General features: G+C 65.1%; 12 protein-coding genes. 8 read left to right on the plus strand and 4 right to left on the minus strand.

Features of this window, described 5'->3' with window-relative positions; all coding sequences use genetic code 11:
• Both FMZ75_RS19600 and FMZ75_RS19605 read left to right on the plus strand, forming a co-directional pair.
• A partial coding sequence (locus FMZ75_RS19600) for a murein L,D-transpeptidase (protein WP_246729123.1) occupies window positions 1-1,217 on the plus strand: 1,217 nt, incomplete at its 5' end.
• Between the two features lie 24 nt (window positions 1,218-1,241).
• The gene (locus FMZ75_RS19605; protein ID WP_108918578.1) at window positions 1,242-1,463 is read left to right on the plus strand and encodes a hypothetical protein; all 222 of its coding nucleotides are present in this window, start codon (window positions 1,242-1,244) and stop codon (window positions 1,461-1,463) included.
• Window positions 1,464-1,505: 42 nt separating this feature from the next.
• Here the strand turns inward: FMZ75_RS19605 and FMZ75_RS19610 are convergent, their stop codons facing one another.
• The 3 genes from FMZ75_RS19610 to FMZ75_RS19620 are packed head-to-tail and all read right to left on the minus strand — an operon-like array spanning window position 1,506 to window position 4,095.
• The gene (locus FMZ75_RS19610; RefSeq protein WP_166145636.1) at window positions 1,506-2,309 is read right to left on the minus strand and encodes an ABC transporter permease; all 804 of its coding nucleotides are present in this window, start codon (window positions 2,307-2,309) and stop codon (window positions 1,506-1,508) included.
• Window positions 2,306-3,073: an ABC transporter ATP-binding protein gene (locus FMZ75_RS19615; protein WP_142864280.1), complete on the minus strand. Its 768-nt coding sequence runs from the start codon at window positions 3,071-3,073 to the stop codon at window positions 2,306-2,308. The genes FMZ75_RS19610 and FMZ75_RS19615 overlap by 4 nt, the downstream gene beginning before the upstream one ends.
• 2 nt (window positions 3,074-3,075) lie before the next feature.
• The gene (locus FMZ75_RS19620) at window positions 3,076-4,095 is read right to left on the minus strand and encodes an ABC transporter substrate-binding protein (RefSeq protein ID WP_142864276.1); all 1,020 of its coding nucleotides are present in this window, start codon (window positions 4,093-4,095) and stop codon (window positions 3,076-3,078) included.
• 242 nt (window positions 4,096-4,337) lie between these two features.
• On the opposite strand from FMZ75_RS19620, the gene FMZ75_RS19625 reads away from it, so the two are divergent.
• From FMZ75_RS19625 to FMZ75_RS19635, 3 genes are all read left to right on the plus strand, one after another.
• Window positions 4,338-5,144, plus strand: coding sequence for a creatininase family protein (locus tag FMZ75_RS19625; RefSeq protein ID WP_142864277.1), 807 nt, complete (start codon window positions 4,338-4,340; stop codon window positions 5,142-5,144).
• 116 nt (window positions 5,145-5,260) lie between these two features.
• Window positions 5,261-6,544 carry a phosphopyruvate hydratase gene (gene eno / locus FMZ75_RS19630; RefSeq protein ID WP_108918571.1) on the plus strand — a complete coding sequence of 428 codons (1,284 nt, stop codon included), beginning with the start codon at window positions 5,261-5,263 and terminating at the stop codon, window positions 6,542-6,544.
• A gap of 182 nt (window positions 6,545-6,726) precedes the next feature.
• On the plus strand, window positions 6,727-9,570 hold the full coding sequence (locus tag FMZ75_RS19635) for a valine--tRNA ligase (protein WP_166145651.1): 2,844 nt from the start codon (window positions 6,727-6,729) through the stop codon (window positions 9,568-9,570).
• A 215-nt stretch (window positions 9,571-9,785) separates the two neighbouring features.
• Here the strand turns inward: FMZ75_RS19635 and FMZ75_RS19640 are convergent, their stop codons facing one another.
• Window positions 9,786-9,929: a hypothetical protein gene (locus tag FMZ75_RS19640; protein ID WP_158271835.1), complete on the minus strand. Its 144-nt coding sequence runs from the start codon at window positions 9,927-9,929 to the stop codon at window positions 9,786-9,788.
• A gap of 422 nt (window positions 9,930-10,351) precedes the next feature.
• Here FMZ75_RS19640 and FMZ75_RS19645 point away from each other — a divergent pair, with 422 nt between their 5' ends.
• From FMZ75_RS19645 to polA, 3 genes are all read left to right on the plus strand, one after another.
• On the plus strand, window positions 10,352-11,032 hold the full coding sequence (locus tag FMZ75_RS19645; protein WP_370464761.1) for a S24 family peptidase: 681 nt from the start codon (window positions 10,352-10,354) through the stop codon (window positions 11,030-11,032).
• Window positions 11,033-11,161: 129 nt separating this feature from the next.
• Complete coding sequence (locus FMZ75_RS19650) at window positions 11,162-11,329, plus strand: hypothetical protein (protein WP_018267973.1); 168 nt, start codon at window positions 11,162-11,164, stop codon at window positions 11,327-11,329.
• Window positions 11,330-11,648: 319 nt separating this feature from the next.
• Window positions 11,649-14,636, plus strand: a complete 2,988-nt coding sequence (gene polA / locus FMZ75_RS19655; protein ID WP_166145645.1) for a DNA polymerase I — start codon at window positions 11,649-11,651, stop codon at window positions 14,634-14,636.
• Window positions 14,637-14,807 lie beyond the last annotated feature (171 nt).

Consider the following 14,807-nt stretch of genomic DNA (forward strand, 5'->3'; position numbering starts at 1 on the left):
CGCCCGCGCCGGCTCCCACTGCGGCCCCCGCCGAGCCCGGCGCCGCCGCGCCGACGACGGCGGCGCCGCGAACGGCGGCCGCGCCAAAGCCGAAACCCAAGCCTGCGCCGCCGCGCGAGATGGCGCTCTCCGACGATCCGACCCCGGCGCTGCAGCCCGAGACCTTCTTCGCCACCTCGCTCGCCTCCGAGCGCTATGCGGCGATCGCCGACGCCGGCGGCTGGCCGAAGGTCGGAACGACGCTCCAGCCCGGCGCGCGCGGCAAGGCGGTGGCGGCGCTGCGCAAACGCCTCGCCGCCGAGGGCGATCTGCCGGCCGAGGCCGCCGGCGGCGAGGCCTGGGACGCGGGCCTCACGCAAGCGGTGAAACATTTTCAATTCCGCATGGGGCTGAGGCAGACCGGCGTGGTCGCCGGCGCGACGCTGCGCGAGCTGGATATTCCGGCCTCGGTGCGCTTTCGCCAGCTCGCCTCCTCGGCGCAGCGGCTCGCCGGCAATGATTTCCCCTTCGGCCCGCGCTACATCGTCGTCAACATCCCCTCCGCCGCCGTCGACGCCGTGGAGAACGGCCATGTCGCGCGGCGCTATACGGCGATCGTCGGCGATGTCGAGCATCCTTCGCCCGAGGTCGAGGCGAAAATCGGCGCGGTCAATCTCAATCCCACATGGACGGTCCCGGTCTCGATCATCAAGAACGAGATCATGCCCAAGATGCAGAAGGACCCGTCTTATCTCGCCAAGGCGCGCATTCGCGTCTTCGACAATCGCGGGACCGAGGTGGAGCCGAAATCGATCAATTGGGCCAGCGAGCGGGCCGTCAATTACACGCTGCGCCAGGACAGCGGCGCGCAGAACTCGCTCGGCTCGATCCGCATCGCAATGCCCAATAAGCACGCCGTCTATATGCATGACACGCCGAGCAAGCGGCTCTTTGCGAGCGATTATCGCTTTCTCTCGCATGGCTGCGTGCGCGTCGAAGGCGTCTATGACCTCGCGGCCTGGCTGCTGGAGGGCGTCGGCGGCGCGCCGGGCGGACAATGGGACAAGGCCGCGATCATGGCCAAGATCGGCGGCGAGCGCCAGGACGTGAATCTGCCAAAGCCCGTGCCGGTGGTGTGGGTGTATATGACCGGATGGGCTTCCGCGAATGGCACAGTCCATTTCCGCAACGATATATATGGGGTCGACGCGGTGGGCGAAGCGCGCGGAGATCGCTGATTCGCTCCAATTGTCGGAGGAATCATGATGCGCGTTTCGATTGTTTTCGTCTGCGCTCTGCTCGGGGTTCTCGGCGCCGCGCAGGCCGCCGAGCGGCTCCCCCGCGAGCCGGAGCCGGCCCAGGCCTATGTCGCCGTCCCCGTGCAATTCTGCGAGAAAATGTGCCCGGAGGATTTTTCGCCCTGCGATCCGATCTATTTCAAGACCGCCGATTCGCGCTGCGCGCAAGTGGGCGTCGGACGGTGAGGCGTGAATCCTTACTCCCAATGAAGGGGGGAGAAGGATGCGCTAATCCTCCAGCCTGCGCGCGCTCTCGTGCCAGCGTGAGAGGGCGAGGCGCGACAGCGCTGTCAGCCCCGCATAGATGACGATTCCCGCCAGCGACACCAGCGCCAGCGCCGCGAACATGCGCGGAATGTCGAGCCTGTAGCCCGCCTCCGAAATGCGGAAGGCGAGGCCCGCCCCCTGCCCCGCGGCGCCGGCCGCCAGCTCGGCCGCTATGGCGCCGATGAGCGCGAGCCCGCCGCCGATGCGCAGCCCGGCGAAAAATTGCGGCAGCGCCGCCGGCGCGCGCAGATAGACGAGCTTGCGCCAGGGCGAGGCGCGATAGAGATCGAAAAGCTCGACTAATGAGCGATCGACCGAGGCGAGGCCGAGCGAGGTATTGGCGAGAATGGGGAAAAAGGCGACGAGAAAGGCGCAGACCAGCACCGCCTCGGCGGGGGCGAGATAGACCAGCAGCAGCGGCGCTATGGCGATGATGGGCGTCACCTGCAGCACGATGGCGAAAGGCATGAGAGCGCGCTCCATCAAGCGCGAGCGCGAGATGAGCAGAGCCAGGGCGACGCCGCCGATCGTCGCCAGCGCCAACGCCTCCAGCGCCGTCCTCAGCGTGACGATGAGCGAGGCGAAGAGAATCGCGCGGTCCTTCACCAGCGTCGCTGCGATGAGGCTCGGCGCCGGCAGCACATAGGACGGAATATCCCAAAAATAGACCGCCGCTTCCCAGGCGGCGAGCGCGCAGGCCAGCACGACGAGCGGCAATATCGCATCGCGCAGCAAGGGCGTCTTTTTGGCGCGTGCGCCGCTCATCGCAATTCCTCCCCATAGGCGCAGCGGAGAGCGGCGGAGGCGCGCCGGCAATATTGCGCAAACTCGGAACTGGTGCGGAATTCTTCGTCGCGCGCGATCGCCGCATCTATGTCGATCGCATCGACGATCGCGCCACCGCGCGCGGAAAGCGCCAGTATGCGCGTCGAGAGATAGACGCTCTCGTAAATGGAATGGGTGACGAAGACGATCGTCGTATCGAGCCTTTGCTTCATCGCGAGAAGATCGTCGCCGAGGCGAAAGCGCGTCACCTCGTCGAGCGCGGCAAAGGGCTCGTCCATCAACAATAGTCTGGGCCGCGTGACCAGCGCGCGGGCGATGGCGACGCGCATCTTCATGCCGCCGGAGAGCTGGCGCGGCAGCGCCGTCTCGTAATCGGCGAGACCGACGAGCGCCAGCGTCTCGCGCACCAGCGGAGCCGCGGCCTCGCGCGTCTTGCCGGCGAGGCGCAGCGGCAGATAGACATTGGCGAAGACATCGGCCCAGGGCAGCAGCGTCGCCTCCTGAAACACGAAGCCGATGTTGTGCGCCGCGGCCGAGTCACGCCAATCGATGACGCCGGCGCTCGGCGTCGCGAGGCCGGCGATGAGCCGCAGCGCCGTGGATTTGCCGCAGCCCGACGGGCCGAGCAAGGTCAGAAACTCGCCGTCGCGAAGGTCGAGATGGAAATTCTCGAGCGCCGCGACGCCATTGGCGAAGCTTTTGCCGATCCCGCGCAGCGAGACCAGAGGCTCCGCGACGCCCACCGTCACTGCGCCCCCATAGCGTGCGAAGGTCGCAGCTCCAGCCCGACCTTCTTGTTCACGAAGCGCGTCGTATAGCCCTGGGCGATAGGAAGATCGGCGGGGAAGACGCCGGCCTTGGCCATTTTGTCGAAGAAGCTGCGCAGGCGCGCGTCGGTCATCGCGCCAATGCCGAGGCTGAGCGAATCGCCGGAGTCGACGATGCCACGCTCTTTCAGCTTCTCGACGGAATAAGCGAGCTGGCCCTCGGACATTTCGGGATTGTCCTTGCGGATGGCGGCGTTGGCGGCGCTATTGTCGCCGTAGATGTAATGATACCAGCCGATGATCGACGCGTCGACGAAGCGCTGCACGAGATCGGCCTTGGTCTCGATCGTCTCCTTGCGCGTCTCGATCGTCGTCGAATAGCTGTCATAGCCGTAATCGGCGAGCAGGAAGACATTGGGCGTGAAGCCGCCCTGTCGCGCGATCTCGAAAGGCTCCGAGGTCAGATAGCCCTGCTGAATCGATTTCTTGTCGGCGAGAAAGGGCGCCGAGTTGAAAGTGTAGGGCTTGATCTTCTCTTCCTTGAAGCCATAGGCCTGTTTCAGCCATTGATAGACCGAGACGAGATTGTCATTGCCGATGAAGGCCGTCGCCTTGGGCAGATCCTCGAAACGATCGAAACCCTCGCCCGGATGCGACATGAAGATGATCGGGTCCTTCTGGAACATGGAAGCGACGGCGACGATGGGCGCCTTCTGCTGCACGGCCGAGAAGGTCTGGTTGAGATTGGCGCCCATGCAGAAATCGACGCGGCCGGCGGCGAGCAGCAGCCGGGCGTTGGACTGCGGACCGCCCTGCAATATTGTGACGTCCAGGCCGTATTTGGCGTAAGTGCCATCGACGAGGGCTTGATAAAAGCCGCCATGCTCGGCCTGCGCCCGCCAATTGGTGGCGAAGGAGACCTTGTCCAGCGCGAAGGCCGGAAGGGCGCAGAGGAAGAAAGCCAAAGCCGCGATCTGTGCTGCGAAGCGTTTCGTCATCGATTGCCTCACCAGTTTTCTACAATCTACGGGTTCTCCCTTCTCCCACTCGTGGGAGAAGGTGGCCCTGCGAAGCAGGGTCGGATGAGGGCCGAACGGGCTCCAATCGACGATCCGAACCGCACGCCAACGCCGAGGGACCCTCATCCGACCCGACTTCGTCGGGCCACCTTCTCCCGTAAACGGGAGAAGGACGCGCCGAGCTATGGCGATCCCCGTCCGAAAGGTCTACCCTCTCCGCCATGCTCCCGTCCCGCTATTGGATCGACCTCGCCACCATCGACTATCGCGACCTCGAGATGGAGCGCGTCATCGCCGTGCTGCCCATCGCCGCCGTCGAGCAGCATGGGCCGCATCTGCCGGTCGGCGTCGATTCGCAGATCATGCGCGGCATGATCGAGCGTGTGGTCGACCGCCTGCCGGACGATCTCGACGCGCTGTTCCTGCCATTGCAGGCGATCGGCGTCTCCATCGAGCATGGCGATTTTCCCGGCACGCTCAGCCTCTCGCATGAAACGGCGCTGCGCCTTCTCTGCGAGATCGGCGAAGGCGTCGCCCGCGCCGGCTGCCGCAAGCTCGTACTCCTCAATTCGCATGGGGGCAACTCGGCGCTGATCTCCCAGGCGGCGCTGGAGCTGCGCATTCGCCACGAGCTGCTCGCCGTCGCCTGCTCCTGGCATCGCTTCGGCTATCCGGACGGCCTGTTCGGCGAGGAGGAGATCCGCCTCGGCATCCATGGCGGAGAGATCGAGACCTCGCTGATGCTCGCGCTCGCGCCGGATTTCGTCGATATGGCGCGGGCGCGGCATTTTCGCTCCGCCAGCGCCGATTTCGAGCGCGATTTCACCTGGTTGCGCGCCGATCGGCCGATCGGCTTCGGCTGGAAGACGCAGGACCTCTCCAAGGAAGGGGCGATCGGCGACGCCGCAGCGGCCAGCGCCGCCAAGGGCGAGGCCGCGGCCGATTATTGGGCGACCGCCTTCGTCGAGCTGCTGCGCGACGTCGAGGCCTTCGATCTCGAGCGTTTCGCCGGCGCGCCGCCGAAATAGCGCCGGAAACGCAACAGGGAACCGGCCTTTCGCCGGTTTTCGAGGCTTTCGTCCCGGCGCGGTTCGGTCTACAACGCGCGCAACCGCGCAGCCAGACGCTCCAAAGAGGCCCCGATATGACCGAAATCATCGATATTCACGCTCGCGAGATACTCGATTCGCGCGGCAATCCCACGGTCGAGGTCGAGGTCGTGCTGGAGGACGGCTCCTTCGGCCGCGCCGCCGTGCCGTCGGGCGCCTCCACCGGCGCCCATGAGGCGGTGGAGAAGCGCGACGGCGACAAGACCCGCTATCTCGGCAAGGGCGTGCTGGACGCCGTGCAGAGCGTCAATGAGGACATAGCGGGCGAGCTCGTCGGCTTCGAGGCCGAGGATCAGGTGGCGGTCGACGAGGCGCTGATCGAGCTCGACGACACGCCGAACAAGTCGCGCCTCGGCGCCAACGCCATTCTGGGCGTCTCGCTGGCCGTCGCCAAGGCCGCCGCCGACGCCTCCTCGCTGCCGCTCTACCGTTATATCGGCGGCGTGCAGGCGCGCGTGCTGCCGGTGCCGATGATGAACATCATCAATGGCGGCGCCCACGCCGACAATCCGATCGACTTTCAGGAATTCATGATCCTGCCGGTCGGCGCGCCCACCGTGCGCGAGGCGATCCGCTGGGGCGCGGAAGTGTTCCACACGCTGAAAGCCGCGCTGAAGAAGGCCGGCCTCTCCACCTCGGTGGGCGACGAAGGGGGCTTTGCCCCCAATCTCCCCTCCGCCGAGGCGGCGCTCGACATCATCGTCGAGGCGATCGTGACCGCCGGCTTCGTGCCGGGCGAGGACATCTATCTCGGCGCCGACGTCGCCTCGACCGAGTTCTTCAAGAACGGCAAATATGTCTATGAGGGCGAGAAGGTCACGCGCACCATAGAGGAGCAGGTCGCCTATCTCGCCAAGCTCGCCGAGGCCTATCCGATCGTCACGATCGAGGACGGCATGGCCGAGGACGATTGGGAAGGCTGGCGCCTCCTCACCGACACGCTCGGCGACAAGATCCAGCTCGTCGGCGACGATGTGTTCGTCACCAATGTCGAGCGCCTGGCGCGCGGCATCGACGAGGACGTCGCCAATTCGCTGCTGGTGAAGGTCAATCAGATCGGCACGCTGACCGAGACGCTGGCCGCCGTGGAGATGGCGCATCGCGCCGCCTATACGACGGTGATCTCGCATCGCTCCGGCGAGACCGAGGATTCGACCATCGCCGACATCGCCGTCGCCACCAATAGCGGGCAGATCAAGACCGGCTCGCTGGCGCGCTCGGACAGAGTCGCGAAGTATAATCAGCTCATCCGCATCGAGGAGGAGCTGGGACCGGCGGCGATCTACGCCGGCCGCAGCGCGCTGAAGGCGCTGGTCTGATCTCCCTCTCACCGCGCGCGGGGAGAGGGTCAGGGTGAGGGGCTCGGGGAATTGGAGCGGCAATGCCGCTCCCACTCCGAGCCCTCGCTCTTTCGACCAATCCGCCTCGCGCCCCGGCCCCTCACCCCAACCCTCTCCCCGTGAACGGGGAGAGGGAGCAGTTCCGAGCTTCCCCCATGCCCATGGAAAAGACCTTCGACCCCTCGACCATCGAAGCGCGGATGCGCGAGCTCTGGGAAGAGGCGGGCGCCTTTCGCGCCGGCCGGCCGGAGCGCGCCGGCGCGAAGCCCTTTTCCATCGTCATTCCGCCGCCGAATGTCACCGGCTCGCTGCATATGGGCCATGCGCTCAATAATACGCTGCAGGATATTCTCGCGCGCTATCATCGTATGCGCGGCGACGACGTTCTGTGGCAGCCGGGCACGGATCACGCCGGCATAGCGACGCAAATGGTGGTCGAGCGCAGGCTGATGGAGCGCCAGCAGCATCGCCGCGAAATGGGCCGCGCCAAATTCTTGGAAGAGGTGTGGGCCTGGAAGGCGGAATCGGGCGGCGTCATTGTCGAGCAATTGAAGCGGCTCGGCGCCTCCTGCGACTGGTCGCGCGAGCGCTTCACGCTGGACGAAGGGCTTTCCCGCGCCGTGGTGAAAGTCTTCGTGCAGCTCTATCGCGATGGGCTGATCTACAAGGACAAGCGCCTCGTCAATTGGGACCCGAAGCTGCTGACCGCCATCTCCGATCTCGAGGTGCAGCAGATCGAGGTGAAGGGCCATTTGTGGCACTTCAAATATCCGGTGGTCTATCACGACGGCCAGCCGACCGGCGAGTTCATCACCGTGGCGACGACGCGCCCCGAGACCATGCTCGGCGACACGGCGGTGGCCGTGCATCCAGAGGACGAGCGCTACACGAAATTGGTCGGCAAGAATGTGCGCCTGCCGCTGGTCGGCCGCCTCATCCCCATCGTCGCCGATGAATATTCCGATCCCGAGAAGGGCACGGGCGCGGTGAAGATCACCCCCGCGCATGACTTCAACGATTTCGAGGTCGGCCGCCGCCATGGTCTGCGCCTCATCAATGTGCTCGACGCCGAAGGGGCCGTGACGCTGAAGGACAATCAGGAGTTCTTCGATCATGTCGCGCCCTCTCCCGAGCTCGACCTGACGGTCGCCGCGCTGCATGGTCTCGACCGCAACGCCGCGCGCGCGCGCGTCGTGGCGATGATGGAAGAGCGCGAGCTGCTCGCCGAAGTGTCGGACCACAAGCATATGGTCCCGCATGGCGACCGCTCCGGCGCCGTGCTGGAGCCGCGCCTCACCGATCAATGGTATGTCGACGCCAAGACTCTGGCGCAGCCGGCGCTCGCCGCCGTGCGCGAGGGCCGCACCAATTTCGTGCCGAAGAATTGGGAGAAGACCTATTTCGATTGGCTCGAGAACATCCAGCCTTGGTGCGTGTCGCGCCAGCTGTGGTGGGGCCATCGCATTCCGGCCTGGTATGGACGCAATCCCAACGCCGACAGCGTGAAATCGGCGCTCAGCAATCCTCATGTCTTCGTCGCCGAGTCCCAGGAAGGCGCCTTACGAATGGCTGCGGACCTCTATGGCGGGGATGTCATCGTCACAGACACGGAGCCGACAGAAGAAAAGCTAAAAGCGATCTTCGACAGGAACCTGCAGGCCAAATCCACTGGTGAACGAAATCTCGAGGTGATTTGGCGCGACGAGGATGTGCTCGACACTTGGTTCTCTTCCGCGCTCTGGCCCTTCTCGACGCTCGGCTGGCCCGACGAGACGAAGGAGCTCGATCGCTATTATCCCACCAATGTTCTGGTGACGGGCTTCGACATCATCTTCTTCTGGGTCGCCCGCATGATGATGATGGGCCTCTATTTCAAAAAAGAGGTTCCCTTCCACGACGTCTACATTCACGCCCTCGTCCGTGACGAGAAGGGCGCCAAGATGTCGAAGTCGAAGGGCAATGTCATCGACCCCCTTCACCTCATCAATGAATATGGCGCGGACGCTCTGCGCTTCACTCTCGCGGCCATGGCGGCGCAGGGCCGCGACATCAAGCTCTCGACGCAGCGCGTCGAAGGCTACCGCAATTTCGCGACCAAGCTGTGGAACGCCTCGCGCTTCGCCGAGATCAACGGCTGCGCGCGCATCGCCGGCTTCGACCCGAAGAACAACCAGATCACGCTCAATCGCTGGATCGTCAGCGAGGCGGCGCGCGCCTCCGCCGAGATCGCCACGGCGATCGAGGCCTATCGCTTCAACGACGCGGCGGGCGCCGCCTATCGCTTCGTCTGGAACGTGTTCTGCGATTGGTATCTGGAACTCGCCAAGCCCCTGCTGCAAGGCGAGGACGGCGCCGCCAAGGACGAGACGCGCGCCACCACGGCGTTCATTCTCGATCAGATTTACGCGCTGCTGCATCCCTTCATGCCCTTTATCACCGAGGAGCTGTGGGGCGTCAAAGGTTTCGAAGGCCCCGCGCGGGAGACGCCGCTGGCGCTGGCGCAATGGCCCGATCTTTCCGGCCTCGAGGACGCCGCCGCGGAGGCGGAAATCGGCTGGATCGTCGATCTCGTCTCCGAAGTGCGCTCCGTGCGCTCGGAGATGAATCTGCCCGCCGGCGCGGAAGTGCCGCTCACGCTCGTCGGCGCCGACGCCGAGAGCCGAGCCCGCGTGACGCGCTGGGACGAGACTTTGCGCAAGCTCGCGCGCCTGTCGCAGATCGGCTTTGCGGACGCTGCGCCCAAGAGCAGCGCGCAATTGATCGTGCGCGGCGTTCTCGGCGCCATACCGCTGGAAGGCGTCATCGATTTCGCGGCGGAGAAGGCGCGTCTCGCCAAGGAGACCGCCAAGCTCGAAGGCGAGGCGAAGAAGATCGAGGCCAAGCTCGGCAACGCCGATTTCATCGCCCGCGCGCCGGACGAGGTGGTGGAAGAAAACCGCGAGCGCCTCGAGGAGACGCGCGAGCGCATCGAGAAGCTGACGGCGGCGGCCAAACGCCTCGACTGAAAAGGTCGTCACTTCGGCCGGCAAAGCTCTCGTGGTCTGCGTCAGATGAATTGACGTGTCTCGAGAAGCGAGCCTTCGGGCTCGCTCTTTTAAAATCTCTTCAGTTCCGGGGAGACAGACCGCCGGAATCTTTCCGTGAAACACGGAAAGATTCCGGCCTCTTGTTGCGACGCGATTCCGACGCCGAGCCGGCGGCCACTTCGGACGGCGCCGCTCTAATCGGCGAAGTAAGGGGCGCCGGTTCCGAGCGCGGCCTCGCGCACTATGTCGTCGACGGCGCGCCGTACAGTCTCGTCGATCATCGCCGGCCCATCCCGCCCTATTGCGTAGATGGCGTCGTCGACATTGCGCTCGACCATATGCGAGAAAAGCGCGTCCGGTCGCTCGCGTCCCAGTCGCGCGAGGGATAGGTCTCGCAAAGCGATAGCGAGCTGTGCGCGCGTCGCCGATAGCATTCTCGCCAGAGACAAAGCGAGCGCGAACTGCCGTTCGCCCGATATCCCCTCCGCTCCGCCGTAGCACGCGGCTCCCGACGTCTTCCTTGCCACATTGTCATTGCCGAAAGCGAAGCCTTTTCCGGCGGCGATGCGACGGTTCCAGCGCCCAGCCTCCGCATCACATGCGGAGGCTGGGCGGACGAAGTCTCTCCAACTGCAAATCATGGGCGCAACAAGCCACGCGGTGACACGCCACATCCGGCGTGTTAACCGTAAACGGAAACGAACTCTGCGCCGAAAATCCCGCATCCGCGCGCCCCTGTCAAGCATATATGAGAGACTGTGTGCCGGAAACGAAGAAATATCCCGTATTCGATAGATCCGGCCTCGCGCATAGATTGGGGCAGGCCGTCGAGGTCGCGGGCGGCCCGGCGAAGATTTTGCGAGACGCAGGCGTCACTTCCTCCACTTATAGCCGCTATCTCAATGGCGAGACCGAAGCCTCGGCCGAGAAGCTCGGCCGCATCGCCGAGGTGACGGGGGTCTCGCTCGACTGGCTGGTGCTCGATCGCGGCGCTCCCATATTCGAGGCCGGCGCGCCGCCGGCGATTCCGCTCGGCCCGGATATGGCGCAAATCCCGCCGCTGCGAATCGGCGAGGAGCTAGAGGGCGAAATCGGCGGCGGCGAGCGGCTCGCCTTTCCGCGCGCTCTGCTGCGACGTCTCGGAACCGAAATCGAGGCGCTCGAATTTTTGCGCGCGCGCGGCGATTCCATGCGCCCGACGATAGAGGATGGAGCGATCGTGCTGATCGACCGCTCGCAGCGCGACATTATCGGCGACGCCGTCTATCTCGTCTCGCTCGACGACGGCCCACTGATCCGGCGCGTGCGCCGCAATGTCGACGGCGCGGTCACGCTGATCTCCGACAATCGCGCCTGCTACGAGCCCGAGAGGCTGGAGCGCGCCGACGCCGAGCGTCTGCGCGTCCACGGCCGCGTTCGCTGGACCGAAACGCTGCTCTGACGCCGAGCGCGCGTTGGACCCGCGCCCTTCCGCAAATTGGCTGTTTCTCGGCCGCGGCGGCCTCGCCATCGTCAGCATGGCCGAGCCATCGGCCCTGAGAGAAACAAGCAAAAACCATCGGAGGGAACAATGGCGTTGAACGTTCATGGCGGGACCAATTACGGCAAGATCGTCATATGGGCGGTCGGCCTCGTCGCCTTCGTCGCCGTCGCGCTGACGAAGGTTCCAGAATGGATTTCCCCCAAGAGCGCGAGCGTGACCGGCGACACCGGCGCCACCACGCGCATGATCAATTGAGGAACGCGCGGCGAGCCGCAATTCATCTGAATTCGTCTCGTTTCGCTTCGCCCCGCGCGCCCGAGCGGGGCGATTTTTTTGCGCGCGCGGCGCTGGACCCCTCGCCGCTCGCCGATTGGCGGTTCAATCGCGCCACGGAGACATTACCGTCGGCGCTGTAAGTGTGACGATCCCGACTGCCTCGCCGGCTTCGGCCGCGCGAGGCCCTTTTGCCTGCGCTCTGCCGAGCCGGGGGTATCCATGCCGAGGGATCGGGGCTATCTTGCGCGCGCCCTTTCCGCCCTCTCTATGAGGGCCTAGCGTTCATGCTCCTCGCGCGATGACCCTCACACATAAGCCCGTCGGTCCCGACAGCCGCGTCTTCCTCGTCGACGGCTCGTCCTTCGTCTTTCGCGCCTATTTCCAGTCGATACGGCAGGACGCGAAATATAATTATCGCACGGACCGCCTGCCGACCGGCGCGGTGCGGCTGTTCTGCGCCAAGCTGTTTCAGTTCATCCGCGAGGGCGCGGCCGATCTCACGCCGACGCATCTCGCCATCATCTTCGACAAATCGGAGAACTCCTTCCGCAAGGAGATCTACCCGGACTACAAGGCGCATCGTCAGGACCCGCCCGACGATCTCATTCCACAATTTCCGCTGATGCGCGCCGCCGTGCGCGCCTTCGGCCTGCTGCCGATCGAGCAGGACGTCTATGAGGCGGACGATCTCATCGCCACTTACGCCAAAGAGGCGCGGGCGCGCGGCGCCGATGTGCTGATCGTCTCCGCCGACAAGGATCTGATGCAGCTCATCGACGATAAAGTGTCGATGTATGATCCGGCTTCGGGCGCGCGCGAGGAGCGACGCATCGGCGTCGCCGAGGTGGTCGATTATTTCGGCGTGCCGCCTTCGAAGGTCGTCGATGTGCAGGCGCTGGCCGGCGATTCGACAGACAATGTGCCGGGCGCAAAGGGCATTGGCGTGAAAACCGCCGCGCAGCTCATCAATGAGTACGGCGATCTCGACACGCTGCTGGCGCGCGCCGGCGAGATCAAGCAGCCCAAGCGCCGCGAGACGCTGACCGATCCCGCGAGCGTCGCGCTGATCCGCACGTCGGAGAGACTGGTGAAGCTCGTCGACGACGCGCCGCTGGAGATTCCGCTCGACGATCTCGGCCTGCATCAGCCGGACGGCAAGACTTTGGTCGCCTTTCTGCAGGCGATGGAGTTCACGCAGCTCACGCGCCGCGCCGCGGAGACCTATGGCGTCGAGGCGAATGAGATCGAGCCGGACCCGGCCTTCGTCGGCCCGGCGGGATGGCGAGCGCGCAATGGCGAGGTCGCCGAGGCGCCCGCCCTCCCCGCTCCGGAGGCCGCAGCGCCGGGCGCGCCCGCAGCTCCCACGGGAGAGAAGGGCGCGCTCTCGCCGGCCGCGCTCGCCGAGGCGCGGCGCGAGCAAGGCGTCGCGACCAAGATCGATCGCTCGCTCTATGAGACGGTGACGACGCTCGAGCGGCTCGACGCCTGGATCGCGGAAGCCTTCGCCATCGGAATCGTCGCGATGGATACGGAGACGACCTCTCTCGATCCCATGTCCTGCGATCTCGTCGGCGTCTCGCTGGCGACGGCGCCCGGACGCGCCTGCTATATTCCGCTGCAGCATGTCGCGCCCACCGGCGCCGATCTGCTCGGCGGCGATCCGCCGCCCGCGCAAATTCCCTTTGCGGAAGCGCTCGCGCGCTTGAAGCCGCTATTGGAAGCGCGCGGCGTGCTGAAGATCGCGCATAATATGAAATATGATCTCCTCGTTCTGGCCTGCTGCGGCATCGATGTCGCGCCGATCGAGGACACGATGCTGATCTCTTATGTGCTCGACGCCGGCCGCAATAGTCACGGCCTCGACGAGCTTTCGAAGAAGCATCTCGGCCACGAATGCATTCCCTTCTCCGCCGTCGCCGGCTCCGGCCGCAGCTTCATCGGCTTCGCGCGCGTGCCGCTCGACAGAGCGACCGAATATGCGGCGGAAGATTCCGATGTCGCGCTGCGTCTGTGGCGCGCGCTGAGACCGCGCCTTGCCGCCGAGCATATGACCAGCGTCTATGAGACGCTGGAGCGCCCCATGGTGAGCGTGCTCGCCAAAATGGAGCGGCGCGGAATCGCGATCGATCGCAATATTCTCTCGCGCCTCTCCGGCGAATTCGCGCAGGATATGGCGCGGCTCGAGGCCGAGATCCACGAGCTCGCCGGCGAGAGCTTCAATCTCGGCTCGCCCAAGCAATTGGGCGATATTCTCTTCGGCAAGATGGGCCTGCCCGGCGCCAAGAAGACCGCGACCGGCGCCTGGTCCACCTCGGCCAGCGTGCTCGACGAATTGGCCGAGAGCGGCAATACATTCGCCGCGCGCATATTGGATTGGCGGCAGCTCTCCAAGCTCAAATCCACTTACACGGATGCGCTGCCCACTTTCGTCAATCCGACGACGCATCGCGTCCACACATCTTACGCGCTCGCCGCGACGACGACGGGACGGCTCTCCTCCTCCGACCCCAATCTGCAGAACATTCCCGTGCGCAACGAGGCAGGCCGCAAGATCCGCACGGCCTTCGTCGCCGAACGCGGCAATGTGCTCATCTCGGCGGATTATTCGCAGATCGAATTGCGCCTGCTCGCGCATATCGCCGATATTCCGCAATTGCGGCAGGCCTTCGCGGATGGAATCGACATTCACGCGATGACGGCGAGCGAGATGTTCGGCGTGCCGGTGCAGGGAATGCCGTCCGAGGTGCGACGCCGCGCCAAGGCGATCAATTTCGGCATCATCTATGGCATTTCCGCCTTCGGCCTCGCCAATCAGCTCTCCATTCCGCGCGAGGAGGCGGCCGCCTATATCAAGCGCTATTTCGAGCGCTTCCCCGGCATTCGCGACTATATGGACAAGACGCGCAAAGCCGTGCGGGAGAACGGCCTCGTCACCACCATCTTCGGCCGCAAATGCCATTTCCCGCGCATCGGCTCCTCCAACGCCTCGGAACGCGCTTTCTTCGAGCGCGCGGCGATCAATGCGCCGATCCAAGGCGCGGCCGCCGACATCATCCGCCGCGCCATGGCGCGCATGGACGAGGCGCTCGCGCATGAGAAGCTCAGCGCGCGCATGCTGCTGCAAGTGCATGACGAGCTGGTGTTCGAGGCGCCGAAGGACGAGGCCGAGGCGACGATCCGCATCGTCAAGCGCGTGATGGAAGATGCGCCGCATCCGGCGGTGGCGCTCTCCGTGCCGCTGGAAGTGGAAGCCCGCGCCGCGCAGAATTGGGACGAGGCGCATTGATGGGGAGCGAGGCCCCGGTCACGAAGCTGGCTATCGAATCGCGCATCCTCGTCGCCCCCCCAGGGCTCCGAATCCGGGTTAACGGGCTGAAGCGCCCAAAGCTGTGGCGAGATAATCGTCTCTCCATCCGGCGATTTTTCTGCGGAGCTTGATGCTCGTGCGCCTGGGCTT

Source organism: Methylosinus sp. RM1 (genome assembly GCF_011378635.1).
GTDB classification, from domain to species: Bacteria; Pseudomonadota; Alphaproteobacteria; order Rhizobiales; family Beijerinckiaceae; genus Methylosinus; species Methylosinus sporium.